Origin of the sequence: uncultured Pseudoflavonifractor sp. (assembly GCF_944387805.1) — a bacterium.
Lineage (GTDB): Bacteria > Bacillota > Clostridia > Oscillospirales > Oscillospiraceae > Pseudoflavonifractor.
In genome coordinates, this window is record NZ_CALXGI010000009.1 from 18,182 (window position 1) to 42,598 (window position 24,417).

The following is a 24,417-nucleotide window of genomic DNA, read 5'->3' on the forward strand; positions in this document are numbered from 1 at the left end:
CCTATGAGATACCCTCTTGTCCTATGAAAGACTGGTGACTTAACATGCAGGCAAAATCAACCGCCAAAAACCGCCGCCGATGGCTCTGGGCTGCGGTTCCCGTGGCCATTGTGGTGCTGTTCTTTGGGCTCAACGCCTTGCTTCAAACCTTTTGGGCCCATCGCGCCCCCTATTTTTCACCGAATTATCAGCAAATAGACCTTTCCCCCATATTGTCACAGCCGAAGCTGGAGAATGCGGATTACGAGACGCTCTTTTTTCAGACCGGCCTTGCCCGCCCGGCAGTGGACGCACTGCTCTCCCGGGGCAGTCAGGGTGTGGCTCAGATTCTGGAAACCCAGGCGGGGTTCTTTGCTGAACAGACGCCGGTATGTCTGGATTTGCCCCCCATCACCAAGGAGGATCGGCTGCGGGATGCCGAAGGAAACGTAGTTTACTCGGTGCCCCTGGCTCCGCTGGAGCCAGGCGACATCATTCTCTCCTTCTCCACCCACACCTACGGCTGGCGGCATGGCCATGCATCTCTGGTGGTGGATCCCCTGCTGGGCGTCACACTGGAGGCAGTGGTACTGGGCAGCGACAGCGCCCAGGTCAACGCCCAGCACTGGCGCACCTACTCCAACTTTATGGTTCTGAGGGTAAAAGACGCCGATGACGAAACCAGACAACAGGTTGTGCAGTTTGCCCTGGAGCATCTGGATGGGATTCCATACAGCCTGCTTTCCGGCATCTTCGGTCCCAAGGCCCCCGACCCGGACAGCCCGCTCAAGGCCCAGTGCGCCTACCTCCCCTGGTACGCCTGGCAGGCCTTCGGCGTAGACCTGGACTCGGACGGCGGGAAGATTGTCACCGTGCTGGACCTGGCCGAGAGCCCTCTCCTGGAGGTAGTCCAGATTTACGGAATCGACCCCGCCTCTCTACCTTTATAAATAAAAATTATAAACACAGAGCGCCCGGCTCCCCAAGCCGGGCGCTCTGTGTTTTTGTGAGGGAGATATTTAATGCGGCGCAATGAACTGACTGGCATCGATTCATCTCTTGAAGATCTGCGCAAATCTTCTGTCTGTCCGGCGCTGTACTCCGGAAAAACTCCGCACTAAATCGAAATAATAGGCTGTAGTTTACAGCAGCGCCTCAATCTCTTCCCTGAGGGCCTTGCCGTCAGGGATCATAGAGACATGGCGGATCTGGCCGTTGATGACCATAGTGGGCAGGTTGGTGATTCCCATCTTCTTGCAGCGGACTACATTCTCACGGATGGTGTATTTATACTCCACAATATCAATCTTATCGCCGAAGTAGTCCTTGGCAGCCTGTGCGGCGGCCATCATATAGGTACAGGCGGCGCATTGGGTGGAATCCAGCGTAAAGACTTCGATGAGAGGCCGCTCCAAATGTTCGTAGTCGGGCAGTTCAATTTGGATGCCGCTCTCGTCGGGACCGGTGTAGTCTTTGAGCATCTCGCGGCACTGCTCGGTGTTCTTCACCGCCTGGGAGCAGGCCACAGTGTTCTCCACAGGCACATCATAGGGCATGTCGCAGCCGGGACTGATGATCATGTTGCGGTGATCCTCCACCCTGTCCAGCAAATCCACCACATACTTCATGTTGTCCTTGGGGGTACCGTGGAGCATGACGGTGGTCAGGGGGATATTGCCGCTGATGGCAATGTTGTACTTGTCGGACACACTCTTGCCGTAGACAAAATCCACGTTCTCATCCACCGCGATAGAGTCCGGATTGGTCTTGCACATCACATCAAGCTGAGGCGTAGCGTTGCCGCAGACAAAGAAAGAGGAGAACACGCCCCTGCTGCGGATATAGTCGAACACCGCCTTGAAGGAGTCCGCCAGCATGGCATCGAAGGACTCAGGGGCAATCTGACTGACCAGGGGGTCCACTACCGCGATGACATCCATGCCTGCGTTGATATAGTAATCGCACATGCGGATGGAGACCTCGGCGCAATAACCCACCAAATCGCGGACATACTGCTCATCCATGAGCATATCCAGGAAGATCTCGCTTCCCCGCAGGTGAGAGGCCAAGGTGAAGGGACCGCAGATGAGGCCATAGAGGGCGATGTCGTCGCCAACCGAGGCCTTCAGCTTGGTCATGGCCTCCAGCATAACGGGAATCCGGCCGGACTCAGGGGTGGGCAGCTTACAGCGGCAGGGAATCCCTTTATTGTCCCCCTCAAAGGGGTGGCTGGCCACGGAGGGCGGATTATCCTTGGCCCACATCAGGTCGCAGCCCAGAATCTCCGCCTCCAGCTGGAGGTCGAACATGATGGGCATGCCGTCAGGCCCATAGAGCCGGGCCACCTCCATCAGACACTCATAGAGCTTCTGACCGTCCTGAAGAATCTCCTCCGCAGTATAGCCCTTGAGCTTTCCGGAGTGAATGCCGGCAAAGGGCACCCAGGGCACCCGCTTGGTGGGCTCGTGACGCATGGTCTTAAAAATCAGTTCCTTACCCATAATGATATAATTCCTTTCCAGACCGGGGGCCGGAGGCGGAACCCTCCAGCCCCTCAGAATGCAGTGATGTGATGGCAGGACGCTTACTTTTCCACCGCTTTTGCGTCTTTTTTCGCCTTCTTAACCTCATAGAACCGGTTCATTCCGGCCTCCAGCGTGGCAAAGAAGGGAGCGGCGTCGCTCTCGGGCTGTTTGGTCACCAGACTGACCACAAACATGGTCACTGCAGAGCCCAGGAGACCAAAGGCGCCGTACCAGGTGTCGCCCACGTCCCACACGAAGTAGGTCATGAGAACCAGCACCGTGCCCACAATGGAGGCGACGATAGCCGCCTGCTTGGTGGCCTTCTTCCAGTACAGGCCGAACACCAGCACGGCGAACAGGGGCGTTACAATGGCGATGGAGAACATAATCAGGGTGAAAATCAGATCGGGCGGATTGATGGCCAGAACAGTGGAGGTCAGGCCGATAACCACGATGATGACCCGGTGGACCATATTCTCCTTTTTCTCAGGCACCTTAATATGGAAGGTATTTTTAATCAAATCGGAGGACACAATGGCGGCGCTGACGCCCAGGAAAGCATTGGCGGTGGACAGGCCTACGGCCGCAGAGCCCACGAAGAAGCCAATCATCAGCACAACGGCCAGCATGGGGCTGAAGTCCAGCACGAAGTTCTTCACCAGATAGGGGATGATGAGCTCGGACTCGGAGGCGGTCATATTGCTGACCAGAGCCAGGCCAATGAGGCCGATCATCATGGTGCCGGTCCAAACCACGGCCTGGAGCACAGGGGTGAGGAAGGACAGCTTGCGCTGGGTCTTCATGTTGTCGCCAAAATAGCCGGAACGGACGAACACATGGGGCAGCATGATGGTCCAGCCGATGGCGCAGGAGAAGGGATAGCCGAACCGGGCCGCGTAGGGCGTCCAGCCGGAGGGGCCGGGATAGGAGAAGAACGACTGCGTGTTCTCCCACAGGTTGCCCACCGCCGCAGGCAGGGATCCGCCAAAGCCCACGATAAGGCAGGCGATGACGATGACCCACAGCATGGCAATAAACAGCAGGCCCTGGACAGTATCCGCCATGGCGGCGGACTTCATGCCGCCGATGCACACAAAAACCGTCATGGTCAGGCCGATGACAATAACAGCCATGCGGTAGTTGATGGCGCCGTCAGTGGCATACTGGGCCGCCTGGGCGATGGCCACCAGGGTGGAGGTGACATAGGGTACGGCGGAGACCAGGAAGATGATGCCCAGGATGGTGCGCAGGGCGTTGCTCTTGAAGCGCTCATAGTAGAAATCTGCGGGAGTAACCAGCGTGCCGCCCTTTTCCTGATTGACGATCCACACCTTGTTCATGGTAAAGTGGGCGATAATGGGGAACAGGGCAATGTAGCTCATCTCAGACAGCCAGTAGCCCAGGCCGCCGCGGTAGTAGGCGCCGGGGCCGGCGAAGAACACCCAGGTGCTCATCAGAGACGCGATGTAGGTCATAACCAGCACCGGCCAGGGCACGGATGCGGTCAGCAGGCTTCCCTTGTTCTTCTGGCGGCGCTCCTTCAGCGTAACGTAGACTGCCACGCCGATGAGGAAGCACATGTACAGGCCAAATGCGATCCAGATAGTATTGGCGCTCAGCATCCGTTATCCCTCCTTTGTACTGGACGCGGGGGGCGCGTCCGCATCATCTCGCAGCTTGTAAATCCGGTAGACCCTTACCAGGCCCACATAGACGATGATCCAGATGGGTACGACCGTAAGCAGCGCGTGAATCAGCGTGGGAATGGCCTCGCCATAAGGCGGGACACCAGGGAGATTGTAGAGGATATAGAAGATTACCGTGAGAATCAGCCAGATTTTTTCCGTCTTCGTTACTTTCATCTCTAAACCGCCTTTCTCTCAAATTCCAGACACACATGCGGAATTTCGTCGCCGAAACCGCTTATGGGGCGGATCCATGATATGGCCCGCACGGAGATGCGGGCCATATCGCAGATGGCCGGAGTGCGCTTACTCCTTTACCAGCGCGGCGTGGGCCTGCTTGAGCACCTTCTCCACCTCAGCAGCCTTGTCGGCAGGCAGGGCGTAGACGTCCTCGGCAGCCATGATGGCGTGGAACTTCTCCACGGCCTTCTCCGCCAGGGTCTTGCTGCCGGCCAGCTCCCAATTCACGGGGCTGTCCCGGTTGAACATGTCGGGGCGGTGAGGCTCGGTAAAGTGGCGGAAGGTGTGCTCGCTGGTCAGGAAGCTGAAGGACGGATCCCGATCGGCGCCGGAAATAAGATCCTCCCAGTCCAGCGTCTCGTCGTTGACGTCCAGGCCGCGGCGGATGCGGCGGGCAATACCGAAGATCTCGTTGTCGATGATCAGCTGCACGGGACTGATGGTCTTGGCGGTCTCCAGCTGGCCGGCGCCGCCCAGGACGGAGGCCTCGCTCATGGCCATGGCGTCAATGAGGTTGGTGCGCTCAATGAAGTTCTGCGCGTCCAGCACCACGCTGTCGGTGCCGGTGCCGTAAGAGTGGGCGCGGATATTGTAGCCCCGCTCAAAGAGCTCCATGCAGATAAGACGGGCGATGGTGATCTCAGTGTTGGACTGGAGGGTATAAGTACTCTGCATGTCCATGGAGAACAGCAGCGGCGTGGCGATAACCGGCAGGCCGGGGCAGAGGAGCTCCAGAATCACAATCTGGGCAAAGACCTCGGCGCAGGCCACAAAGGCGGTGCCCTGGGCGGTGACGGGGGTGTTGGCTCCGGCAGTGGGCAGAGAGCAGGGCTGGACAGGCACCTTGGCCTTGGCGCAGCGGTAGAGCACCTCGGCGTCCATATGCTTGAAGGTCAGGCTGGGCACGCCGCAGGAGATGAAGCTGACAATGGGCTTCTTCTGCAGGTTCTCCAGCCCGCCCACAGCGGCGGCGGCCATGTCGATGAGCCACTGGACATTGTCGGACTCATAGGGCTGAATCCAGATATGCTTGGCGGAGTGCTTCAGTGCCTTCTCCAGCGTATAGACATCCACAGCGTCGCCGGGCACGTACTCGCCGGAAGTGGAAGGCAGGGTGACATAGTCCAGGTTCTCCATCACGTTGGTGATCTTATACCACTCGTCCACCTCTTCCAGGGTGGTGTAATGAGTGTCGCCATTGATGGTGCGGTAGTTGGGCGCACCGGTATTGGTGCGGGTATAGAAGCTGCCGGTGGGATTGGGGAACTCCAGGTCGTACTTGCCGCTGGGAGAATAGAGGGTGAATTTCTTGGGGACGGCAGCGACGGCTCTGTCGATAAGCTCCTTGGTAAAGCGGACATCCTTCTTCTCCATGTCTACCGCGCAGCCCAGCTTATCCAGCTCGGAGAGCAGCTCCTCATGGTCCAGATGAATGCCGCGCTCGATGAGCAGCTGTTCCATGCGGGACTTGAGATACTGAAGTTCCTGGTCGCTCAACACTTCATATTTAACTCTTCCTACCATAGGAATTCATCCTCCATTTCATTCATATCTGCCGGCGCAAGGCCGGGATGTCAGTCGGAATCGCAAAGGCCGGAACGTTCAGTCGGAATTTCAGCGGATGCTGGTTACATACTCCTTGGCCCAGCGGGCGGCGGCGGCGGCATCGGCAGTGAAGGCATCAGCGCCGATCTTGTCGGCCCAGGCCTGGGTAACAGGGGCGCCGCCGATCATAACCTTGACCTGGTCCCGGACGCCGGCCTGCTTCAGGACCTCAATGACATGGCCCTGCTCGTTCATCGTGGTGGTCAGCAGCGCGGAGAGGCCCACAATATCAGGATTGTACTCCTTGATGGCCTCCACGAACTTCTCTGCGGGAACGTTGGCGCCCAGGTCAATGACCTTCAGATTGGCGCTCTTCATCATCAGGCCCACCAGGTTCTTTCCGATGTCGTGGAGGTCGCCCTTCACAGTGGCGATGACAGCGGTGCCGATGGTGGTGTCGCCGCCGGCGGCCAGCAGGGGCTGAATGACTTCCACGCCGGTATTCATGGCCTTGGCGGACATGAGCACGTTGGGCACGAAAATCTGCCCCTTGGCAAACCGCTCGCCAATCTCGTTGATGCCGGGCATCAGTCCGTTGTTCAAAATGTCGGTGGCCTCCACCTTCTGCTCCACTGCCTCGGCCACCTTAGCCTTGGTACCCATGATGTCGCCCTTAATAACAAGCTCGGTGATCTCGTTGAGAATAGACATGAATTCCCGCTCCTTTTCAAATATTATCCGTATGCCTGCTTCCTTCGTTTGTCCTTGGTCTCAGCTATCGTGTGTAAGGTACAGCGCTCAGTCCTGCGGAGGCTTCCGCCGTTCTGTGCTAATCTCGGTGGCCAGGCGGGCCGTGTCCATCATCGTCGCAGAGAACTCCACTCCTAACTCCCGGGCAAAGCTGGGCGTAATGGGGCCGCCCCCCACAATGATGTGGACGGGATAGCCGAAATCCTCCTGGCGAATCCGCTTCACAGTCTCCTTCATACTGGCCATGGATGTGGTCAGCATGGCGGACATGGCCACAATTCGAGCGCCGTCTGCCCGCAGCTGGGCAATGAACTGTTCGGCACCGACATTGGACCCCAGATCCGTCACATCGAATCCGGCGCTCTGGAGCATAATGCTCACCAGGCTTTTTCCGATGGTGTGGATGTCGCCACGGACGGTTCCAACCACAACCTTCTCCCGATGGATCGCTCCTTCCGTCTGTTCCAGCAGCAGCGGCCGAATGATGGACACCGCCTTCTGCATGGCTCTGGCCGAGAGCAGGATTTGAGGGATAAACCGCTCCTCCCTGCTCAGCATCACGCCCAGACGATCCATGGCCGGAATCATGCCCTTTTCCAGAATGTCCACCGGACGGCAACCCTTTGCAAGCAGCTCTCGGCACTCCGCTACGGTCTTCTTTTCATCCCCGTCGATGATGCTCTGAAAAATTGTACTAAACCGATTCATTCTGCTGTTCCTTTCCGCTCCACGCTTGTAGTATATCGAAACCAGCCTATATTTTCTAAGAAAAATACCATTTCTTTTTGTTTTATTCCGGCGTATTTGCCAACGTTTAGCCCTGGTAGGAAACTTGTTTATTGCTTTTCTTCCAAAAAAGGGGTATAGTATTTAAAAAATTACAAATTGGTAATCTCTATTTTACCAATTTGTTCTTCCCCCTACAACGCTGCACCATCTCCCATACAGGAATCTACTTCATGCTAGATAGGAGGAATTCGGTTGCCTGCCATTGATCATAAGCGCCTGCATGAATATCTGGACGCCTTCAGCGTGAGCACCGGCGTGCCGGTGACCCTTTTTGACCCGGACGGCGTAATTTTGGAGGAATTTCAGGCGGAGAAAAAATTTTGCCAATTCTTTCCCATCTATCGTCAGCCGGAAAGCATTTGCAGCAGTACGCTGCTCTTTTCTGCCAAATCCTCCTATCATCTGGGCGAACCATACATATTTTCCTGTCCATCCGGCTTGATCCACATCGCCGTCCCTGTTATTGTATCAGAAAAGTTCTGCGGCTGCGCTGTGGCCGGCCCCATATCCATGGGCCCTGTGTCTGCCGAATTCCTCACCCAGGCCTTCGAGTTTAATCAGGTCTCTCCTGATCTTCTGGCGAAAATTTCTCTTTTCATTTCCTCCATGCAGGTATATACTCCAGAACAAATACAGAAGTTCTCCCTGCTGCTGTATAGCGCAGTGGTACACAGCCATAAAAACTGGGACGACTACGAACAGCTCCGCCTCCGCTATCAGCGCCAGCTCACCGTGGGAGACCACATTCAAAAACGCAAGCAGAGCAGGCCCCAGAACACCTCTGCCGCCCTGTCCGCTCCCACCTGTTCAGATTTGGAGGACCGCCTTTCCAAAGAAATTCAGGCCCGCAACCGCGAGGCTGCCCTCACCTGTCTGGAGGACCTCTTTGAAGAATTGGTCCTGGTTGAAGGCGGCAATTTCGACAGCATTAAGCTGCATTTCTTTGAACTGTATATCTCCCTGGCCCGTATGTCCACTGAGCGGGGTGCGTCCCTTCGCAAGATCTTCGGCCTGGATTTCAAATTTATTAACTCCCTGAATGAACTCAATACATTGGACAGCCTGGCCCAATGGAGCCGGGAGCTGGTGGTTCATTTTGTGGATGATGTCTTTGCCGACCTGCCCCAGGTATCCTCTGCCATCACCCGGGCGGTGAGCTATATCAACGCCCACTATATGGAGAAGATGACGCTGCGAGATCTGGCCGCAGCCCTCTTTCTCAATGAGTCCTCCCTGTCCAAGCTGTTCCGGCAGGAGCTGGGCTCCAGTTTCACCGATTATCTCAATCGCATTCGCATTGAACACAGCACCGAACTGATGCGCAACACAGACAGAAGCCTGCTGGAAATCGCTGGACTGGTAGGGTTTGATGATCAGAGCTATTTTACAAAAATCTTCAAAAAGGTGACTGGGACCACTCCTCGCCGGTACAAAAGTCAACTCAGCAGCGAGAAACACGTCTCTGGCTGATTCCTTGAATGACGCTCCACAAGCTCACGAATTCAGACACGAGGAAAGGATGACCTTTCATGGTTTACTTCGCTGATGTTACGCCCAAATATGACCGGGAGCGCATTTTTCGCAGGCTCCATATTGAGCCGGATACCAACGCTTACCAATATGCCCAGTCGGTCTTTCCCTCCTTGGCGGAGATTGCCCGTCAGCAGCTCTGCATGACGCACTGCTACTCCGTGGATGAGAACGAACCGCCCGTAGGCGTGCCCGAGGTGGACCGGTGCAAGTACCGCATTACCTGTCTGTCCACCTGCTCGGAGAACATCACAAGGGAAATTTCCCAAATGCTGGCTCAGGGTGATTTTCTAGAGGGTTATATCCTCAACGACTTGGTCAATGAGCTGCTCTTCAACGCCTCTGACCAGATGAACCGCCAGATCTCCGCTGCCATGGAGGAAAAGGGCTGCCACCTTACCCAGCGATTCTCTCCCGGTGAACGGGAGCTGGGCCTGGAGTACCAGTCCTCCCTTCTGTCCGCTTTTCACAATATCCCCGCCGTGTCCCATGTGAGACTGACGGAGAGCTACATGCTCTACCCCGAGAAATCCATGCTCTATCTCTTCGGGGCTGACCGCAGCAATCCGGAGATCTCTGTGGAACACGACTGCGGCAAGTGTTCCAACACCTCCTGCTTCTTCCGCTCCACGGAAGGGCCTGCTGCCTGTCTCTGATTCCGCCCACAAATCAAGACAATCAAACTGGAGGTTTTGCCCTATGTACTGCATCAAACTGCCCAACCAAAACACAGCCTTTGAGACGTCAGGCGGTGTAACCATCTCCCAGGCCTGCGCCGCCGCCGGTTTCCCCATGGATCTGGTCTGCGGCGGCCGGGGCACCTGCGGCAAGTGCGCTGTCCGGATCGACCGGGGCGGCGTCAGCGAGACTGTCCTTGCATGCCGGACAGTGGTAGATTGTGATATGACCGTCTACCTGGAGGAACACCAGCTCACCCGGGACGCGTCCATCGTCACTGAGGGTCGCTCCGCCCATCGCGCCAGGCTCTCCCCTGCTGTCTCCAAGCGCTGCCTGACCAAGACTGAATTGATGCCTGCTCACTGCGGCGCCTACCTGGAACCGGCCTCTTCCAGCCTTTTGCGCTCATTTTCCAAGCTGATGGCTGACTCCTCAGTGGAGCGGGTCACCTTTGTGTCCTACCGGGGGAAACCTCTGGCGGTAGAACCCGGCGACACCACCTCCCTGCTCTACGGCGGCGCCATTGACATCGGCACCACCTCTGTGGTGCTCTATGCCTACGATTTGAACACCGGTGCGCTGCTCCACACTGTGTCCGCACTGAATGGACAAATTGTAAGAGGCGCTGATGTCATCACCCGCATTCTCCATACCCGCCAGAACAAGGACGGCCTGGACGAGCTAAACGGCCACATCCGGGATACCATTCACGAGCTGCTGGATCAGGCAGAGCAGAAGATCCCTGGCTTCCGCAGCCATCTCTACCATCTGGTGCTCTGCGGCAACAGCACCATGCAGCACCTCTTTCTGGGTCTGGACCCTTACGGGCTCTCTCAGGACCCCTTTGTTAACATCACCGCCGGGCCTGTCCGCTGTTCCGGTGCTGAGGCTGGGATTGACATGCCTGCGGGCGGCGTGGTGGAATTTCTCCCCCTGCTGGGCGGCTTCGTCGGCGCCGACACCGCCGCCGTACTTCTCACGCTTCCCACCGACAGAGGTCCCTGCCTGATGGTGGACTTGGGCACCAACGGCGAGATTGCCGTGGGCAATGGCGACGGATACAAGGTGGCCTCCACCGCCTGCGGCCCCGCTCTGGAGGGCGGCAACATCTCCTGCGGCATGCGGGGCATGGAAGGCGCCATCGAGCGGGTCTCCCTTCAGGATGGCAAGCTGACTTACCGCGTTATCGGCGGTGTGGAGCCTCTTGGACTGTGCGGCTCCGCCATTATTGACGCGGTGGCTGAGCTGCGCCGGGCCGGCATCATCGATGAAACCGGCCGGCTTCTGCCCGCCGACGAGTTCCTGGCCGCCCACCCCGGCAGCCCTCTGGCTGAATATCTGGGTGAGGCCGGGGAGTTTAATACTGCCTTCTACTTCGCCCGGGGCGACCGTCCAGTCTACCTCTCCCAGCATGACGTGCGGCAGATCCAGCTGGCCAAGAGCTCCATCTTCTCCGGCTGCATCACCCTTCTGGAGGAGTCCGGCCTCTCCCCTGACCAGCTGGACGCCCTCTACCTGGCTGGCGCCTTCGGCAACTACATTGACATCGACCGGGCCCTTGCGATCGGCTTGCTCCCTCCCGTTCCCCGGGATCGGATCTTCTCCATCGGAAACGGCGCCGGTCAGGGCGTGCAGCTGTGTCTGCTGGACCAGGCGGAGATGGATCGCTGCGAGGCCCTCCCTGCCTCCATTGAGCATGTGGAGCTGGCTACCAACCCAAAATTCATGGAGACCTACATTATGAACATGAATTTTTAATGGTTACGGAGGATGACAGATATGAGCAAGCTTGTTCTTCTCACCGGTTTTCTGGGGGCTGGTAAGACCACCTTTCTCAACCATGTGCTTCAGGAATTCTCCCAGGAAAAAATCGGTCTGATTGTTAATGAATTCAGCGGCACCGGTGTAGACGGCGCCCTTATCCGCCACGACATCCCCGGCGCCAGCATGATTGAGCTCAACAACGGCTCCATCTTCTGCGCCTGCATCAAGGACTCCTTTGTGGACTCTCTCATCGATATGGCCGGACGGGATCTGGACTATGTCTTTGTGGAGGCCTCCGGTCTGGCCGACCCCTCCAGCATCTCCTCCATTCTGGACCAGATTGCCGCCCTCTCCGGCGCGGTCTACGACTACTGCGGCGCCATCTGTCTGGTGGACGCCCTCTACTTTCCCAAGTACCTCAAGCTGCTTCTGGCTCTCCGCCGTCAGGTGGAGTACAGCCGGGCAGTCATTCTCAACAAGGCCGATCTGGTGACAGAGGAGCAGCTGACGCAGGTAGAGCAGAGTATTCGGGAGATCAACCCCAGGGCTGACATCTACCGCGCCACCTATGCCAACGTCTCCCTGCGGGACATTCTCGCCAAAGGCCCTCAGGAAGAAGCTGCACCTCAGGAGAGCTCCAACACCGAGAGCAGCCGCCCCGTCACCATCACGCTCTCCACCCAGGAGGCCGTCACCCTCCAGGCCCTGCGGCAGTTCCTGGAGGAGATTGCCCCCTCCACCTACCGGGTCAAGGGCTTCTGCCGCACCACCGAGGGCACCAAAAATGTCAGCATGGTGGGCACAGTCTGCCAGATGGAGGACTGGGGCGACGCCCTGGACCAGACCCAGCTGGTCATCATCTCCAATGTGGGTGTGCGCATCTTCTCCGTCACCCTGGAAGCTGCCAAGCACTGCTTCCACTCTCCCGTGGACCTGCGGTAACGCCGCAAACAGCGCCGTTCACCTGTCCTGTTGCCCACCGGACGGCCTCCTCAGAGAGAGATAATTCAATTCAGGAGGTAGCATTATGAAGCCTTCCCGCAGCAGCCCCTCACACAACCCGCAGGCCATCGCCCGGAAGGTACTGAAGATTCTCTATATCATTCTGGCCGTTATCGCTGCTATCATTGTAATCTTCTACTGTGCCTACAAACTGCTGGCAAAGGAGCCCACGCCCGCCCCGCCTCCTTCGTCGGCGTCTCAACCTGAGAGCAGCCTCCCGGCCAGCCAGAGTCCAGAGGTATCCGGCAGTCCCTCTCCGGATCAGCAGGGCAGCCGCACCCACGAGCGGAAGCCTTACTGCTACACCTTCCTTCTGGTGGCCACGGATCAGGTCAGCGGCAATACGGACACCATCATGGTCCTCACCTACGATACCGTCAACCAGACTGCCGGCCTGGTGTCCATCCCTCGGGACACCTTGGTGAACGCCGGTTCCCTGAGAATCAATTCCCTGTACCGCAAGGGAATCGAGGAACTGGAAAATTGTGTATCCAATCTGCTGGGCATTCCAATCGACTATCATGTCATCATTGACATCGAGGGCTTTGTGGAGCTGGTGGACCTGTTGGGCGGGGTGGAGTTCGATATTCCCGTCCACATGAGCTATGATGCGCCGGACCAGGACCTGCATATCCACTTTGAGCCCGGCCTCCAGCACCTCACCGGCGAGGAGGCGCTGCAGGTCTGCCGTCTGCGCAAGAACAGCGACGGCACCATCCCCTATCCGGACTCCGATATTGGCCGGACCAGGACCCAGCAGCAGCTCCTTGCCGCCATCGCCAAAAAGGCCCTGGCCAACCCTCAAAATCTCCCCTCTTACATAGAGATTGTCTCTGACACAGTGGACACAAACCTGCGTTTCCGTGAGATGCTCTGGTTTGTGGAGCCCGCTTTGGGCTTTGACCCGGAAAACGGGCTGTCCACCGCCACACTCCCGGGAAACGGCGAGGTGTCTTACAAGGGCTTGGACTGGCTCTATCAGCTTTATCCTGATGAGGTATTGGATATTGTGAACACCATGCTCAATCCCTATACCGAACCTCTGTCCGCAGACGAACTGAATATTTTTGAGGTTGAATAAGACGAAAGGCTGAATCTCCAAATCCGTTTTGGAAATTCAGCCTTTCTCTTTTCTGACATCTGTTTGACAAAAGCAAGGGAAAACCGTCCCACAATAAAAAATATACTTCCCTGAGTGCCCGTATGAATCCATCGGGCCGGGAGATACTGTAATCAGCGCATTCACAGGGGGGTATCGTCTTGCAGGGAAAGGTGGAAATCTGCGGCGTCAACACGTCCAAGCTCAAGGTGCTGAAAAATGAGGAGACCGTGGCGCTGCTCAAGCGCACCAAGGAGGGGGACATGGCCGCCAGGGAAGAGTTAATCGCAGGAAATCTCCGGCTGGTGCTGTCTGTCATTCAGAAGTTCAGCAACCGGGGAGAAAATGTGGACGATCTCTTTCAGGTGGGCTGCATTGGCCTCATCAAGGCTATCGACAATTTCAACACCGACTTGGATGTTCGCTTTTCAACCTATGGCGTGCCCATGATTGTGGGTGAAATCAGGCGCTATCTCCGGGATAACAGCTCTATGCGCGTCTCCCGCTCCATGCGGGACACCGCCTACAAGGTGCTCCAGGCCAAGGAAAAGTTTATCGCCGAGCATCAGCGGGAGCCCACCATGGAGGAGATCGCCAAAATGCTGGACTTAAAGCGGGAGGATGTGGTCTTTGCCATGGACGCCATCATGGACCCCGTTTCCCTCTATGAGCCGGTCTACTCTGACGGCGGCGACGCTATCTGCGTTATGGACCAGGTAAAGGACAGCAGGAACACCGATGAGAGCTGGCTGGAACAGATCGCCCTGAAGGAGGCCATCTCCCACCTCTCCGACCGGGAGCGGCACATCCTGAGCCTCCGCTTTTTTGAGGGCAGAACCCAGATGGAGGTGTCGGCTGAAATCGGCATCTCTCAGGCCCAGGTGTCCCGGCTGGAGAAAAACGCCATCTGGAAAATCAGAAAAAGCCTGTAAACAGACACGGGGGAGCAGCGCTCCCCCGTGTTGCTTTTATGCTTTTTCCCCTTGATAACGCCGGTAGATAATGCGCAGGCCGTCCAGAATCAGGTTCTCATCCACCAGATCAATCAGGTCCGTGTTGTCCGCCACCAACCGGGACAGTCCGCCGGTGGCTACCACCTTGATCTCCCCCTCCGGATACCCCATCTCCTGCTTGGTGCGGCGGATGAGATACTCTATGGCGCCAATATATCCCAGAACCGCTCCCGCCTGGATCTGGCCAACAACTGTACAGCCTAAAACCTTGTCAGGTACTGCAAGCTCTACATCAGGGAGCATAGCGGCTTTCTGGAACAGGGCCTCCGTGGAGATGCGCACGCCAGCCGTAATGCAGCCGCCCAGATAGCCACCCTCCCGACTGACTGCGTCCACCGTGGTGGCGGTTCCGAAGTCCAGTACCACCAGCGGGGCGCCGTATTTCTCCAGAGCGGCCACGCAGGCCACCGAGCGGTCAGCGCCCAGCCGTTCATCCCCGCCCACCGCGTAGGGCAGACCGGGGTCCACCCCGTTGTCAATGACAAGGGGCTTGCGGTTGAAATAGTGAACCATAGCGCTGGTAAGGGCATACATCACAGAGGGTACCACCGAGGCGATGATCACATCCTCCACCCTGTTGGCGTCCAGACCAAATTTCTCAAAATACTGGGTAGCCAGCAGGCCGATCTCGTCCCCGGTCCGGCTGGCATCGGTCTTCAGGCGGAAGCTGCCCGCCAGCTTGTCTCCCTCATAAATGCCGAACACCATATTGGTGTTGCCAACGTCAACGGCAAGCAGCATACCTTTACCCCCTTGGAATTTCAATGATTTCGCAGGACGTATGCTCCCCCTCCAGGCGAATGATGCCGCAGGTGGGCACCAGACCGCCCCGGATGGTACCGGGGTTCATGACCCACAGGCCGTCCTGCTCACAGCAGAAGGCCTCATGGGTATGGCCGAAGAGGAGGACATCCACCTTGGCCTCCACAGCCGCCCTGACCGCCTGGCCTATCCCCAGCTTGACATGGTAGATGTGTCCGTGGGTCATCAGAATCCGGCGGCCCTCAAAATACAAAATCTTCTGGACGGGCACGTCGGTGGCGTAGTCGCAGTTGCCGGGCACCAGCTCCAGAGGGATATTCGGATAGGCCCGGGACAGCTCTACCGCGTCCCGCATCACATCCCCCAGGTGGAGAATCTGATCCGGATGCTCCTGCTCCACCGCCCGGCGCATGTGTTCAATATTGCCGTGGGAATCGGAAAAAACCAACAGTTTCATCAATGCACCATCTCCCCTGTCGGGCATAGAATGAGAGTGAAGTTCAACGGACTGCATACATACAATATTAACTGGAGGGATACGCCATGGCTGCACCAAAATCCAATCTGAGCGACCTGATGAAATCCCCGGAGGCGGCAGCGCTGCTCAAAAACAAGGAGGCGCTGGCCCGCATTATGCGTTCTCCGGACACCAAGTCCCTGATGGAGATGCTCAACCGCCAGGCAGGCGGCAGCCTGAAAGGCGCCGCTGACGCTGCCATGAAGGGGGATGCCAGAGCCCTTACCGATATGGTGGAACACTTGATGAAGAGCACGGAAGGCGCCGAGATTGTCGGGCGCATCAACAGTACCTTTTCCAAAAAGTAAACTCGGCGGTTGCCGGGTTTCCCAGGGAACGGAGGGTGAACCATGGCCGATCTGGAGGAGAAACTAAATGCAATTCTGGGCAATCCAGAGGCTATGGGGCAAATCATGTCCATCGCCCGTTCTTTGTCAGACCAAGAGGATGATTCTGGCGTTGACACACAGGACAGCGCTCAAAACAGTCCGCATGCGGAACCGTCTTCCGAGGCCCAGGCGGCCGGGAGAAGCGGCAATCAGACGTCAAATTCAGACGCGGTAGCCGCCCTGCTGTCCAGCCTGACCGGCAGCAAGACCCAGAATGAGTCTCAGAACAGCAGCGGGGACAATCCCCTCTCCGCCCTGGGCAGTCTGGACCCTAAGCTGGTCCAAATCGCGCTCCGTCTGTTCTCCGCATACAGTGCCGAGGATGATCGGCGCACCGCACTCCTCAACGCCCTGAAGCCCTTCCTAAAGGAGAAGCGCCAGGCCAAGCTGGAAAAGGCCATCCAGATCGCCAAGCTCTCCCGGGTCATCCGGGTCGCCTTTCAGGTCTTTAAGAAGGAAGGGGGCGAAGAAGAGGATGTATAACCGATACATCCCCGGCGCCGGCGGCTATACCCGCATTTCAGAGGAGGATAGTCCCCCTGTCCAGCGGGCAGGGGCCGGCCATACCGAAAGCTTCTCCTCTCCCCTCAGCGATGCGCCTTCCACAGAGGAAAAGGACGCAGGCGCACTGCACTCCTTGCTCAAAAGCCTTAAATTGGATCATCTGGACAGCGGCGATGTGCTGCTCCTGCTCATCCTCCTCTTTCTGTTCATAGACGGAGATGACGTGGAGCTGATGATTACCCTGGGACTGCTTCTGCTGCTGGGGCTGGAATGAGCCCGCTCAGCCTTCTACGGCGTGAAGCACAGTGCCGTCAGGGAGCGTAAAGGCGGTATCTGCCGGCACCGGCATCTCCACCGGTTCGGAGGACATGCGCATCACCAGTTCGTCACCGCACCAGGTCTCCGCGCCAATCAGCAGACCGCTGGACACTGACACCCAGTAGCGCTCCCGATTGCCCAACTCGTTCTCCGCCGTCTCTACGTAGACACAGGATTCCCCGTTCCGCTCCTCATAGCCTGCGGAGGTAATCAGCTTTGCATTCAGTGCCAGCACGTCCTCATAGGTGGGAATCCGCTGGGCCATGTTGATATCCCGGGTCCCCGCTTCCCACTCAGTCCAGGTGCTGTCGCCGCCATACCAGCGGTAGACAATTCCGCCTCCCGCAATGGTGTACTCCACGGTTCCGCCGGGCCAGGTGGATTCCACCTGGGTCCACCCGGCATCCTGCCAGACCCGGTTGACTGTGGTTCCCATAGCCCCATTTCCCAGGGAAGTCTCCACTGTGATGGTCCGGAAATAGCTCTCCGGCTGGAGGGGAACCATGGTACGGATCACGTTCTGCACTGTCTCCGGCGTCACTTCAACCCGAACATACCGGTCCGTATCTGCCGGCTGCCCGCTCTGGCTGTCCTCATCCTCTGCCGGATCTGTGACCACCGGAAGGGTAATTTCAGGCGCTGCAGGTGCAAACAGATTGAGGCCAAAGCTGGAAAATACCGCCACTACAATCACAATGGCGATAAGAACCACAAAAATCGTCCGGTTTCTCCCCTCCACGCCCCCACCTCCTTACCGTGCCTGTGTGTTACTTTCCGTCTTATCGTCCCAGGGCGTTGAATTCCTCAGGGGGCTGGGCCCGCAGGCCAAATTTCCACTCGATGGCGTCGGCAATGCGGCGGCAGGCCTGGCCGTCGCCGTAGGGGTTGACTGCATGGGCCATCTCGCCGTAGGCCTCGGCATCGGTCAGCAGGGTGTGGGCCAGCCGGAACACATTTTCTTCCTCAGTGCCTGCAATCTTTACGGTGCCTGCCTCCACGGCCTCAGGCCGTTCGGTCTCCCGGCGCAGGACAAGCACCGGACGGCCCAGTGCGGGTGCCTCCTCCTGCAGTCCGCCGGAGTCAGTCATAACCAGATAGCAGCGGGCCATCAGATTGTGCATCTCCTCCACGTCCAGCGGGTCGATGAGGTGGATCCGGGGATGGCCGGACAGGTACTTGGCGGCCGCCTCCCGCACCACGGGAGACAGGTGCACCGGGTACACCAGCTCCACGTCCTCGTGGGCATCCGCCACGCGGCGAAGGGCGGTCATGATATTGGCCATAGGCTGGCCGTAATTCTCCCGGCGGTGGCAGGTGACCAGGATGATTTTCTTGCCCGCATAGTCCAGATGGTTGAGCAGGTCAGTTGAGAAGTGATAATCCTTTACAACCGTTGTTTGAAGGGCATCAATCACGGTATTGCCGGTGATAAATACCCCGTTCTGAATTCCCTCTCGGGACAGATTGGCCCGGTTGGCCGGCGTGGGGCAGAAATGGAGGTCCGCAATATCTCCCACCAGAGTGCGGTTCATCTCTTCCGGATAGGGGGAATATTTGTCCCAGGTGCGCAGGCCGGCCTCCACATGGCCTACCATAATCTGATGATAGAAGGCGGCCAGAGCACCGGCAAAGGTGGTGGAAGTGTCGCCGTGGACCAGCACCAGATCGGGCTTTGCGCTCTGGAACACCTCCTCCAGCCCCAGCAGGCACTTGGTGGTAATGGTGGACAGGGTCTGCCGGGGCTCCATAATATTCAGGTCATAGTCCGGTTTCAGGCGGAAAATCTCCAGCACGGAGTCCAGCATCTGCCGGTGCTGAGCGGTGACGCAGCACTGGGACTCGATACCCTCGCGGCGGCTGAGCTCCTGCACCAGGGGGGCCATCTTGATGGCCTCCGGCCGGGTGCCGAAAATGGTCATGACACGGATAGGCTTCATTTCTTCTCTTCCTCCCCTGTCTGTGTCTCAGGTTCCGCCTGGCTCTGGGGCGGGGTACCCCTGTTCTTCTTATTGTTATTGTGGATGAAGATCTGTCCGGCCACCGCACCGGCGGCACACAGCGCCATCAGCAGCAGCATGGCCTTTACAGGGCCCTCGGTGGTCAATACCACGGCGGACAGGCCCAGGATAGCGCTGATGATGTAGAGCACAGCCACCGCCTGCTTCTGGGAAAAGCCCATATCGATAAGCCGGTGGTGCACATGGCTGCGGTCGGCGTGCATGGGGCTCTGTCCATGGGCTATACGGCGGATGAAAGCGAAGCAGGTATCGAAGATAGGCAGGCCCAGCATGAGGAAAGGCACCACAAACGAGATAATGGTATATAGCTTGAAGAGGCCCTGCACCGAGATCACCGCCAGTACAAAGCCAAGGAACGTGGAGCCGGTATCTCCCATGAAGATCTTGGCAGGGTTCAGGTTGTAAGGCAGGAAGCCCAGGCAGCCGCCGCACAGGGCCGCCACCATCAGGGCAATGGGCATCTCCCCCACTGACATGGCGATAACCAGCAGCGTCATGGAGCTGATGGTGGACACGCCGCAGGCAAGGCCGTCCAGTCCGTCAATCAGGTTGACGGCGTTGGTAATGGCCACAATCCAGATGATAGTGACCGGATAGGCCAGCCACCCCAAATCCCAGTACAGGTTGCTGGAAAACACGTTGGGATTGGAGATTGTGCTGATCACATTCCCCGACATCACAGCCACCAGGGCTGCAATAATCTGGATCACAAATTTTAGGGATGCCTTCAGGGAGTAGATATCGTCAAAAATGCCCAGCACTACAATGATCACGGCGCCCAGCAGCATGCCCCGCAGCTGAGGCGTCATCTCCACAAAGAACAGAGTGCTGACAAGAAAGCCGAAAAAGATGGCCAGGCCGCCCATGCGGGGAATAGGATGGTCGTGCATCCGGCGGTTATCCTTGGGCACGTCCACCGCGCCCACCTTCTGGGCCAGGGATTTGACCACCGGCGTCAGAATAAACGCGACAATCAGCGCCACGCCCAGAGCAGCCGCCACCATACCGATTTCGCGAAGTTCTATATTCATGTTCTTCTCCTTTAGACGGAATCAACTGCGGCTTCAGCGCTGCAGAAAGCCCACCTTTTTATAGACCTTGCGCAGGGTCTTCTCCGCCACATAGGAGGCCTTCTCCGCACCGGCGCGGTAGACGCCCTCCAGATAGGCCTTATCGGCCAGAAGCCGGCGGGTCTCCTCCTGAATAGGCCGGAGCAGCTCTACCACCGCCTCACCCACCACAGGCTTGAAGGCGCCATAGCCCTTGCCGTCAAACTCGGCCTCGATCTCTTCAAAGGTCTTGCCGGTTACGGCGGAGTAGATGCTCATCAGGTTTGCCACGCCGGGCTTGTTCTCCCGGTCATACCGGATGCAGTGCTCCGTGTCACTGTCGGTGATGGCCCGCTTGAACTTGCGCATGATGTCCTCCGGTTTCTCCATGAGGAATACGCAGCCCTCGGGAATGGACTTGCTCATCTTGGTATCGGGCTGGTTCAGGCTCATGATGCGGGCGCCCATCTTGGGGATGTAGGGCTCAGGCATCTTCAGCACGTCGCCATAGATATGGTTGAACCGCTGGGCCACGTTGCGGGTCAGCTCCACGTGCTGCTTCTGGTCCTCGCCCACGGGCACAAAGTCGGGCTGGTAGAGCAGGATGTCCGCTGCCATCAGGCAGGGATAGGTGAACAGGCCGGCGTTAATGTTGTCGGCGTGCTTGGCGGACTTGTCCTTGAACTGGGTCATACGGGAGAGCTCGCCAAACATGGTGTAGCAGGACAGCACCCAGGCCAGTTCCGCGTGCTGGTGGACATGGGACTGGACAAACAGCGTGTTCTTCTCCGGGTCCAGCCCGCAGGCAATATACTGAGCCAGCTGCTCCAGCGTGCGCCGGCGCAGGTCAGCGGGAGTCTGGCGGACGGTAATGGTGTGCATATCCGCCATGAAATAGTAGCAGTCAAACTCGTCCGCCCGGGCGCCCCAGTTCTTGATGGCGCCAAGGTAGTTGCCCAGGTGCAGGTCTCCGCTGGGCTGGATTCCGGAGAGCATTATTTTCTTTGTCGTTTCCATTTCTGTTTTACACCTCGACTGCGCCGCCAGAAACTATTTCTCTCTTCTGGAGCGCATATTTACATACCAGTTTATCATACCACATGGCGTACCGCTTGACAAGTTTTACCCTTACCTTTAGAATGGTAAAGATCAGAAGAACTTCCGCCTGTCGGCGTAATTCTCACAATTATTACCACTGGAGGCATCACCATGGATATGAAATGGTTTGACGACATGGAGGCCCGCATCCCCAAGGGCAAGGTCCGCACCCGCTTCGCCCCCTCCCCCACCGGTTATATGCACATCGGCAACCTGCGCACCGCTCTCTACACCTGGCTCATCGCCCGCCATCAGGACGGCACCTTTATCCTCCGCATCGAAGATACCGACCAGGAGCGCCTGGTGGAGGGCGCCACTGAGGTCATCTACAAGACCCTGCGGGAGTGCGGTCTGACCTGGGACGAGGGCCCCGATATCGGCGGTCCCGTCGCCCCTTATATCCAGACCGAGCGCCGGGACACCTACGGCAGGTACGCCGAGCTGCTGGTGGAGCGGGGCCACGCCTACTACTGTTTCTGCGAGAAGACCGAGAGCGAGGAGGAGAGCGGCAGCTTTGACCGCTCCGCCGACCCCTGCCGCTCCCTGAGCCTGGAGGAGGCCAAAGCCCGTGTGGCTGCCGGCGTGCCCCACGTCATCCGGCAGAAGATTCCTGCCGGCGGGACTACCACCTTCTCCGACGCCGTATTCGGCGACATCACCGTGGACAATGACACCCTGGATGACCAGGTGCTCATCAAGTCCGATGGTCTGCCCACCTACAACTTCGCCAACGTTATTGACGACCACCTGATGGGCATCACCCACGTGGTCCGGGGCAGCGAGTACCTCTCCTCTGCTCCCAAGTACAACCTGCTCTACCAGGCCTTCGGCTGGGAGGTGCCCACCTATATCCACTGCTCCCCTGTCATGCGGGACGCCCACAACAAGATGAGCAAGCGCCACGGCGACCCCTCCTATCAGGATCTGATCGCCCAGGGCTTCCTCTCCCAGGCCGTGGTCAACTATGTCACTCTGCTGGGCTGGTCCCCCCGCGGCGAGTACAGCGAGCGGGAGTTTTTCTCCCTGGAGGAGCTCGCCCAGGTGTTTGACATCGGCGGCATCTCCAAGTCCCCTGCCATCTTCGATATTGAGAAGCTGCGCTATTTCAACGCCAAATACCTGCGGGAGCTCTCCCCCGAGGACTTCTACGCCCTGGCCGAGCCCTATCTCCGGGAGGCCGTCAAAACCCCAGGCATTGACCTGAAGCTCATCGCCCCTCTGGTCCAGCCCCGGTGCGACACCCTGCTGGACATCGCTCCCCAGGTGGACTTCTTTGACGCCCTGCCTGAGTACTCCAATGAACTCTACTGCCACAAGAAGATGAAAACCAACGAGGAAAATTCCCTGGAGGCGCTCAAGCAGGTGCTCCCTGTGCTGGAGGGCCTGAGCGACTGGACCTATGATGCTATCCACGACGCCCTCATCGGCCTGGCCGAGAAGCTGGAGCTGAAGAACGGCCGGATCATGTGGCCGGTGCGCACTGCCCTGTCCGGTAAGGCCGTCACTCCCGGCGGCGCGGTGGAGCTGTGTCACATTCTGGGCCGGGACGAGGCACTCTCCCGGATCCGCAAGGGTATCGCCCAGTTGGGCGGCTGAGTTTCTCCATCCTTCCCGCGTTCTCACGACAGAGGGCCGGACGCAGATGCGCCCGGCCCTCTGTTCTTATGTTCAGTCCGATCGCTCAGCAGCCGCAGTTATTGCCGCAGCCGTTGTTGCAGCCACCGCAGCAGCCGCCCATGTTCCCGCCGCCGCAACAGCAGCACAGGATGATGATGAGGATGATGATCCACAGGCAGCCGCAGCCGCCCCAGCCGGAACCGTTATTACAGCACCCCATAATGAAGTACCTCCTGAAATAAAATGGAGACCGGCTGCCGGAGCCTGCCCTGGCGGCCTCTCCTGCGCGGCCTCACTTCATACTATGCCCCGCCTTCTGATTGGTGCGGCACCGCTCCGGCGTCTTGCACGGGCAAAAAGTGAGCCCCCGGCGGCTGCCGGGGGCTCTGCTTATGCAATTCGCTCTGTTGCCACATTGGAGCGCACTTGATTAACCTCAGCGGAATCCAGTGTTCCCGTTGAAGCAAGGTAGCTGAGCAGGGTCCCGCCGGATTTCATCTTAGCATCCAGCGCATAGTAGGACACATAGGCCACCTGAGCCCGGAGGAAGGGCTCTTCTACCATCAGTTTGTATTCCCCATCGGTAATGCACCCCAGCTCCAGGCTGCGGAGCAGCGCCGAATCCCACTGGAAGTCCGGGCTCTCACCGCTGTCCTGGTAGCCCAGGGCACGGAGCACAAAGGTCATGTACTCCCCGGCAGTAATGGTGACATAGGGGGCGAAATACAGCTCAGGGCTGTCCGCACCCACGCCCTTGGTATACCCCTTGGCATAGGCATAGGTCACATAACTCTGACACCACTCGGGCACATCTACAAAGGGACAGGGCTCCGTGGTGGCCAGAGCCGCCCCTTCCTCACCCAGCAGGCGGAGGAACATAATCAATCCCTCAATGCGGGTAGGGGTTTTCTCCAGCATCAGTCCATCACCATAGGCTGTGTCACCGCCCTTGAACAGGCCCATTTCTTTCAGGGCATTGGCCAGCTCGTTGTAATCTGTGGCGCTGCTTTTCACGACGGAGTAAAATCCCTGGGGCGCCAGCACGGCGGTATCCGAGGTAATGGTCAGCTGGCACATGGTATTCTCCGCAGCCAGATAGCGGTGCTGCGCCGTCATGGCCGCGCTTGAAGCTATGTCAGCGGCTGTGGTCATGTCCACCACGCCGCCGGAGGAGTACGAGATGGTGGCGGACCCGGCCAGCAATATTCCACTGGAACCGGTATCCAGGGTAATGATATCCCCCCGCTTGAACCGCTGTTCGGTAAAGGAGGCCGCATACCCGCCGCCCTCCCCTGCCAGCGCGTTAGCCCGGGCCTGGTACAGCTCCGCCTGAGCCTTGAGTTCCTTCAATGCGTCATCATAGACCTTGCCCAATCCAGCCTGAATTTCTTTATCTGCCTGTGTCACAGTTTCAGGAATATAGGTATTGATAATATAAGACTGGGTCAGCAACGGATCGGAGGCGCTTCCGCCTGCCGCCACTGCCGCTGCACAGCCGGCCAGCAAAAGCATGGCCAGCAAAGCTGCTGTGATTCGTCTCATTCGG

General features: G+C 58.1%; 25 protein-coding genes. 11 read left to right on the forward strand and 14 right to left on the reverse strand.

All coding sequences use genetic code 11. The features are described 5' to 3' along the window. Nucleotides 1–44 precede the first annotated feature (44 nt). Nucleotides 45–929 carry a hypothetical protein gene (locus tag Q0K06_RS04120; protein WP_294548946.1) on the forward strand — a complete coding sequence of 295 codons (885 nt, stop codon included), beginning with the start codon at nt 45–47 and terminating at the stop codon, nt 927–929. Nucleotides 930–1,121: 192 nt separating this feature from the next. Here the strand turns inward: Q0K06_RS04120 and Q0K06_RS04125 are convergent, their stop codons facing one another. From Q0K06_RS04125 to Q0K06_RS04150, 6 genes are all read right to left on the reverse strand, one after another. Next, nucleotides 1,122–2,480, reverse strand: a complete 1,359-nt coding sequence (locus tag Q0K06_RS04125) for a uroporphyrinogen decarboxylase family protein (RefSeq protein ID WP_294548948.1) — start codon at nt 2,478–2,480, stop codon at nt 1,122–1,124. Nucleotides 2,481–2,563: 83 nt separating this feature from the next. Then, complete coding sequence (locus tag Q0K06_RS04130; protein WP_294548950.1) at nt 2,564–4,126, reverse strand: sodium:solute symporter family protein; 1,563 nt, start codon at nt 4,124–4,126, stop codon at nt 2,564–2,566. Nucleotides 4,127–4,129: 3 nt separating this feature from the next. Further along, nucleotides 4,130–4,366, reverse strand: a complete 237-nt coding sequence (locus Q0K06_RS04135; RefSeq protein ID WP_294519895.1) for a hypothetical protein — start codon at nt 4,364–4,366, stop codon at nt 4,130–4,132. A gap of 129 nt (nt 4,367–4,495) precedes the next feature. Beyond that, nucleotides 4,496–5,953 carry a trimethylamine methyltransferase family protein gene (locus Q0K06_RS04140; protein ID WP_294548952.1) on the reverse strand — a complete coding sequence of 486 codons (1,458 nt, stop codon included), beginning with the start codon at nt 5,951–5,953 and terminating at the stop codon, nt 4,496–4,498. Nucleotides 5,954–6,043: 90 nt separating this feature from the next. Then, nucleotides 6,044–6,685 (reverse strand): corrinoid protein, encoded by a 642-nt coding sequence (locus Q0K06_RS04145; protein ID WP_294548954.1) that lies wholly within the window; start codon nt 6,683–6,685, stop codon nt 6,044–6,046. Between the two features lie 87 nt (nt 6,686–6,772). Further along, the gene (locus tag Q0K06_RS04150) at nt 6,773–7,432 is read right to left on the reverse strand and encodes a cobalamin-dependent protein (RefSeq protein WP_294548956.1); all 660 of its coding nucleotides are present in this window, start codon (nt 7,430–7,432) and stop codon (nt 6,773–6,775) included. Nucleotides 7,433–7,705: 273 nt separating this feature from the next. Between Q0K06_RS04150 and Q0K06_RS04155 the strand changes: the two genes are divergently transcribed. From Q0K06_RS04155 to sigG, 6 genes are all read left to right on the forward strand, one after another. After that, on the forward strand, nt 7,706–8,983 hold the full coding sequence (locus Q0K06_RS04155) for a helix-turn-helix domain-containing protein (RefSeq protein WP_294548957.1): 1,278 nt from the start codon (nt 7,706–7,708) through the stop codon (nt 8,981–8,983). A 59-nt stretch (nt 8,984–9,042) separates the two neighbouring features. Continuing rightward, nucleotides 9,043–9,699, forward strand: coding sequence for a hypothetical protein (locus Q0K06_RS04160; RefSeq protein ID WP_294548959.1), 657 nt, complete (start codon nt 9,043–9,045; stop codon nt 9,697–9,699). Nucleotides 9,700–9,742: 43 nt separating this feature from the next. Further along, on the forward strand, nt 9,743–11,479 hold the full coding sequence (locus Q0K06_RS04165; RefSeq protein ID WP_294548961.1) for an ASKHA domain-containing protein: 1,737 nt from the start codon (nt 9,743–9,745) through the stop codon (nt 11,477–11,479). A gap of 21 nt (nt 11,480–11,500) precedes the next feature. Then, complete coding sequence (locus tag Q0K06_RS04170; protein ID WP_294548963.1) at nt 11,501–12,427, forward strand: GTP-binding protein; 927 nt, start codon at nt 11,501–11,503, stop codon at nt 12,425–12,427. Between the two features lie 85 nt (nt 12,428–12,512). Then, nucleotides 12,513–13,568 carry an LCP family protein gene (locus Q0K06_RS04175; protein WP_294548965.1) on the forward strand — a complete coding sequence of 352 codons (1,056 nt, stop codon included), beginning with the start codon at nt 12,513–12,515 and terminating at the stop codon, nt 13,566–13,568. A 179-nt stretch (nt 13,569–13,747) separates the two neighbouring features. Beyond that, the gene (gene sigG, locus Q0K06_RS04180; protein ID WP_294548967.1) at nt 13,748–14,518 is read left to right on the forward strand and encodes an RNA polymerase sporulation sigma factor SigG; all 771 of its coding nucleotides are present in this window, start codon (nt 13,748–13,750) and stop codon (nt 14,516–14,518) included. Between the two features lie 36 nt (nt 14,519–14,554). On the opposite strand, the gene Q0K06_RS04185 is transcribed toward sigG, so the two are convergent. Together Q0K06_RS04185 and Q0K06_RS04190 are read right to left on the reverse strand one after the other, a co-directional pair. Continuing rightward, the gene (locus Q0K06_RS04185; protein WP_294548969.1) at nt 14,555–15,340 is read right to left on the reverse strand and encodes a type III pantothenate kinase; all 786 of its coding nucleotides are present in this window, start codon (nt 15,338–15,340) and stop codon (nt 14,555–14,557) included. Between the two features lie 4 nt (nt 15,341–15,344). Further along, nucleotides 15,345–15,818, reverse strand: a complete 474-nt coding sequence (locus tag Q0K06_RS04190) for a YfcE family phosphodiesterase (protein ID WP_294548972.1) — start codon at nt 15,816–15,818, stop codon at nt 15,345–15,347. An 86-nt stretch (nt 15,819–15,904) separates the two neighbouring features. Between Q0K06_RS04190 and Q0K06_RS04195 the strand changes: the two genes are divergently transcribed. The 3 genes from Q0K06_RS04195 to Q0K06_RS04205 are packed head-to-tail and all read left to right on the forward strand — an operon-like array spanning nt 15,905 to nt 17,045. Continuing rightward, nucleotides 15,905–16,186 carry a hypothetical protein gene (locus Q0K06_RS04195; RefSeq protein WP_294548974.1) on the forward strand — a complete coding sequence of 94 codons (282 nt, stop codon included), beginning with the start codon at nt 15,905–15,907 and terminating at the stop codon, nt 16,184–16,186. 42 nt (nt 16,187–16,228) lie between these two features. After that, on the forward strand, nt 16,229–16,750 hold the full coding sequence (locus Q0K06_RS04200; protein ID WP_294548976.1) for a hypothetical protein: 522 nt from the start codon (nt 16,229–16,231) through the stop codon (nt 16,748–16,750). Beyond that, nucleotides 16,743–17,045 carry a hypothetical protein gene (locus Q0K06_RS04205; RefSeq protein WP_294548978.1) on the forward strand — a complete coding sequence of 101 codons (303 nt, stop codon included), beginning with the start codon at nt 16,743–16,745 and terminating at the stop codon, nt 17,043–17,045. Before Q0K06_RS04200 ends, Q0K06_RS04205 begins: the two co-directional genes overlap by 8 nt. A 6-nt stretch (nt 17,046–17,051) precedes the next feature. Here the strand turns inward: Q0K06_RS04205 and Q0K06_RS04210 are convergent, their stop codons facing one another. The 4 genes from Q0K06_RS04210 to trpS are packed head-to-tail and all read right to left on the reverse strand — an operon-like array spanning nt 17,052 to nt 21,173. Continuing rightward, nucleotides 17,052–17,828: a hypothetical protein gene (locus Q0K06_RS04210; protein WP_294548979.1), complete on the reverse strand. Its 777-nt coding sequence runs from the start codon at nt 17,826–17,828 to the stop codon at nt 17,052–17,054. A 40-nt stretch (nt 17,829–17,868) separates the two neighbouring features. Further along, the gene (wecB, locus tag Q0K06_RS04215; RefSeq protein ID WP_294548981.1) at nt 17,869–19,026 is read right to left on the reverse strand and encodes a UDP-N-acetylglucosamine 2-epimerase (non-hydrolyzing); all 1,158 of its coding nucleotides are present in this window, start codon (nt 19,024–19,026) and stop codon (nt 17,869–17,871) included. Beyond that, nucleotides 19,023–20,138, reverse strand: coding sequence for an MraY family glycosyltransferase (locus tag Q0K06_RS04220; RefSeq protein ID WP_294548983.1), 1,116 nt, complete (start codon nt 20,136–20,138; stop codon nt 19,023–19,025). Before Q0K06_RS04220 ends, wecB begins: the two co-directional genes overlap by 4 nt. A 33-nt stretch (nt 20,139–20,171) precedes the next feature. Further along, nucleotides 20,172–21,173, reverse strand: coding sequence for a tryptophan--tRNA ligase (gene trpS, locus Q0K06_RS04225; protein ID WP_294548985.1), 1,002 nt, complete (start codon nt 21,171–21,173; stop codon nt 20,172–20,174). Between the two features lie 192 nt (nt 21,174–21,365). Between trpS and gltX the strand changes: the two genes are divergently transcribed. Further along, nucleotides 21,366–22,850, forward strand: a complete 1,485-nt coding sequence (gene gltX / locus Q0K06_RS04230) for a glutamate--tRNA ligase (RefSeq protein WP_294548987.1) — start codon at nt 21,366–21,368, stop codon at nt 22,848–22,850. 85 nt (nt 22,851–22,935) lie between these two features. Here gltX and Q0K06_RS04235 read toward each other — a convergent pair whose 3' ends face one another. Next, the gene (locus Q0K06_RS04235; protein WP_294548989.1) at nt 22,936–23,091 is read right to left on the reverse strand and encodes a hypothetical protein; all 156 of its coding nucleotides are present in this window, start codon (nt 23,089–23,091) and stop codon (nt 22,936–22,938) included. Between the two features lie 170 nt (nt 23,092–23,261). Further along, on the reverse strand, nt 23,262–24,413 hold the full coding sequence (locus Q0K06_RS04240; RefSeq protein WP_294548991.1) for a hypothetical protein: 1,152 nt from the start codon (nt 24,411–24,413) through the stop codon (nt 23,262–23,264). Between the last annotated feature and the right edge of the window lie 4 nt (nt 24,414–24,417).

What these genes read in the sequence shown, in the direction of transcription:
- Q0K06_RS04185 (WP_294548969.1), bottom strand. Translation starts at nt 15,340, where the DNA reads ATGCTGCTTGCCGTTGACGTTGGCAACACCAATATGGTGTTCGGCATT.
- Q0K06_RS04205 (WP_294548978.1), top strand. Translation starts at nt 16,743, where the DNA reads ATGTATAACCGATACATCCCCGGCGCCGGCGGCTATACCCGCATTTCA.
- Q0K06_RS04240 (WP_294548991.1), bottom strand. Translation starts at nt 24,413, where the DNA reads ATGAGACGAATCACAGCAGCTTTGCTGGCCATGCTTTTGCTGGCCGGC.
- Q0K06_RS04135 (WP_294519895.1), bottom strand. Translation starts at nt 4,366, where the DNA reads ATGAAAGTAACGAAGACGGAAAAAATCTGGCTGATTCTCACGGTAATC.
- Q0K06_RS04220 (WP_294548983.1), bottom strand. Translation starts at nt 20,138, where the DNA reads ATGAATATAGAACTTCGCGAAATCGGTATGGTGGCGGCTGCTCTGGGC.
- wecB (WP_294548981.1), bottom strand. Translation starts at nt 19,026, where the DNA reads ATGAAGCCTATCCGTGTCATGACCATTTTCGGCACCCGGCCGGAGGCC.
- Q0K06_RS04175 (WP_294548965.1), top strand. Translation starts at nt 12,513, where the DNA reads ATGAAGCCTTCCCGCAGCAGCCCCTCACACAACCCGCAGGCCATCGCC.
- Q0K06_RS04235 (WP_294548989.1), bottom strand. Translation starts at nt 23,091, where the DNA reads ATGGGGTGCTGTAATAACGGTTCCGGCTGGGGCGGCTGCGGCTGCCTG.
- Q0K06_RS04140 (WP_294548952.1), bottom strand. Translation starts at nt 5,953, where the DNA reads ATGGTAGGAAGAGTTAAATATGAAGTGTTGAGCGACCAGGAACTTCAG.
- Q0K06_RS04145 (WP_294548954.1), bottom strand. Translation starts at nt 6,685, where the DNA reads ATGTCTATTCTCAACGAGATCACCGAGCTTGTTATTAAGGGCGACATC.
- Q0K06_RS04190 (WP_294548972.1), bottom strand. Translation starts at nt 15,818, where the DNA reads ATGAAACTGTTGGTTTTTTCCGATTCCCACGGCAATATTGAACACATG.
- Q0K06_RS04195 (WP_294548974.1), top strand. Translation starts at nt 15,905, where the DNA reads ATGGCTGCACCAAAATCCAATCTGAGCGACCTGATGAAATCCCCGGAG.
- Q0K06_RS04160 (WP_294548959.1), top strand. Translation starts at nt 9,043, where the DNA reads ATGGTTTACTTCGCTGATGTTACGCCCAAATATGACCGGGAGCGCATT.
- Q0K06_RS04170 (WP_294548963.1), top strand. Translation starts at nt 11,501, where the DNA reads ATGAGCAAGCTTGTTCTTCTCACCGGTTTTCTGGGGGCTGGTAAGACC.
- Q0K06_RS04125 (WP_294548948.1), bottom strand. Translation starts at nt 2,480, where the DNA reads ATGGGTAAGGAACTGATTTTTAAGACCATGCGTCACGAGCCCACCAAG.
- Q0K06_RS04120 (WP_294548946.1), top strand. Translation starts at nt 45, where the DNA reads ATGCAGGCAAAATCAACCGCCAAAAACCGCCGCCGATGGCTCTGGGCT.
- Q0K06_RS04130 (WP_294548950.1), bottom strand. Translation starts at nt 4,126, where the DNA reads ATGCTGAGCGCCAATACTATCTGGATCGCATTTGGCCTGTACATGTGC.
- Q0K06_RS04150 (WP_294548956.1), bottom strand. Translation starts at nt 7,432, where the DNA reads ATGAATCGGTTTAGTACAATTTTTCAGAGCATCATCGACGGGGATGAA.
- gltX (WP_294548987.1), top strand. Translation starts at nt 21,366, where the DNA reads ATGGATATGAAATGGTTTGACGACATGGAGGCCCGCATCCCCAAGGGC.
- trpS (WP_294548985.1), bottom strand. Translation starts at nt 21,173, where the DNA reads ATGGAAACGACAAAGAAAATAATGCTCTCCGGAATCCAGCCCAGCGGA.
- Q0K06_RS04200 (WP_294548976.1), top strand. Translation starts at nt 16,229, where the DNA reads ATGGCCGATCTGGAGGAGAAACTAAATGCAATTCTGGGCAATCCAGAG.
- Q0K06_RS04165 (WP_294548961.1), top strand. Translation starts at nt 9,743, where the DNA reads ATGTACTGCATCAAACTGCCCAACCAAAACACAGCCTTTGAGACGTCA.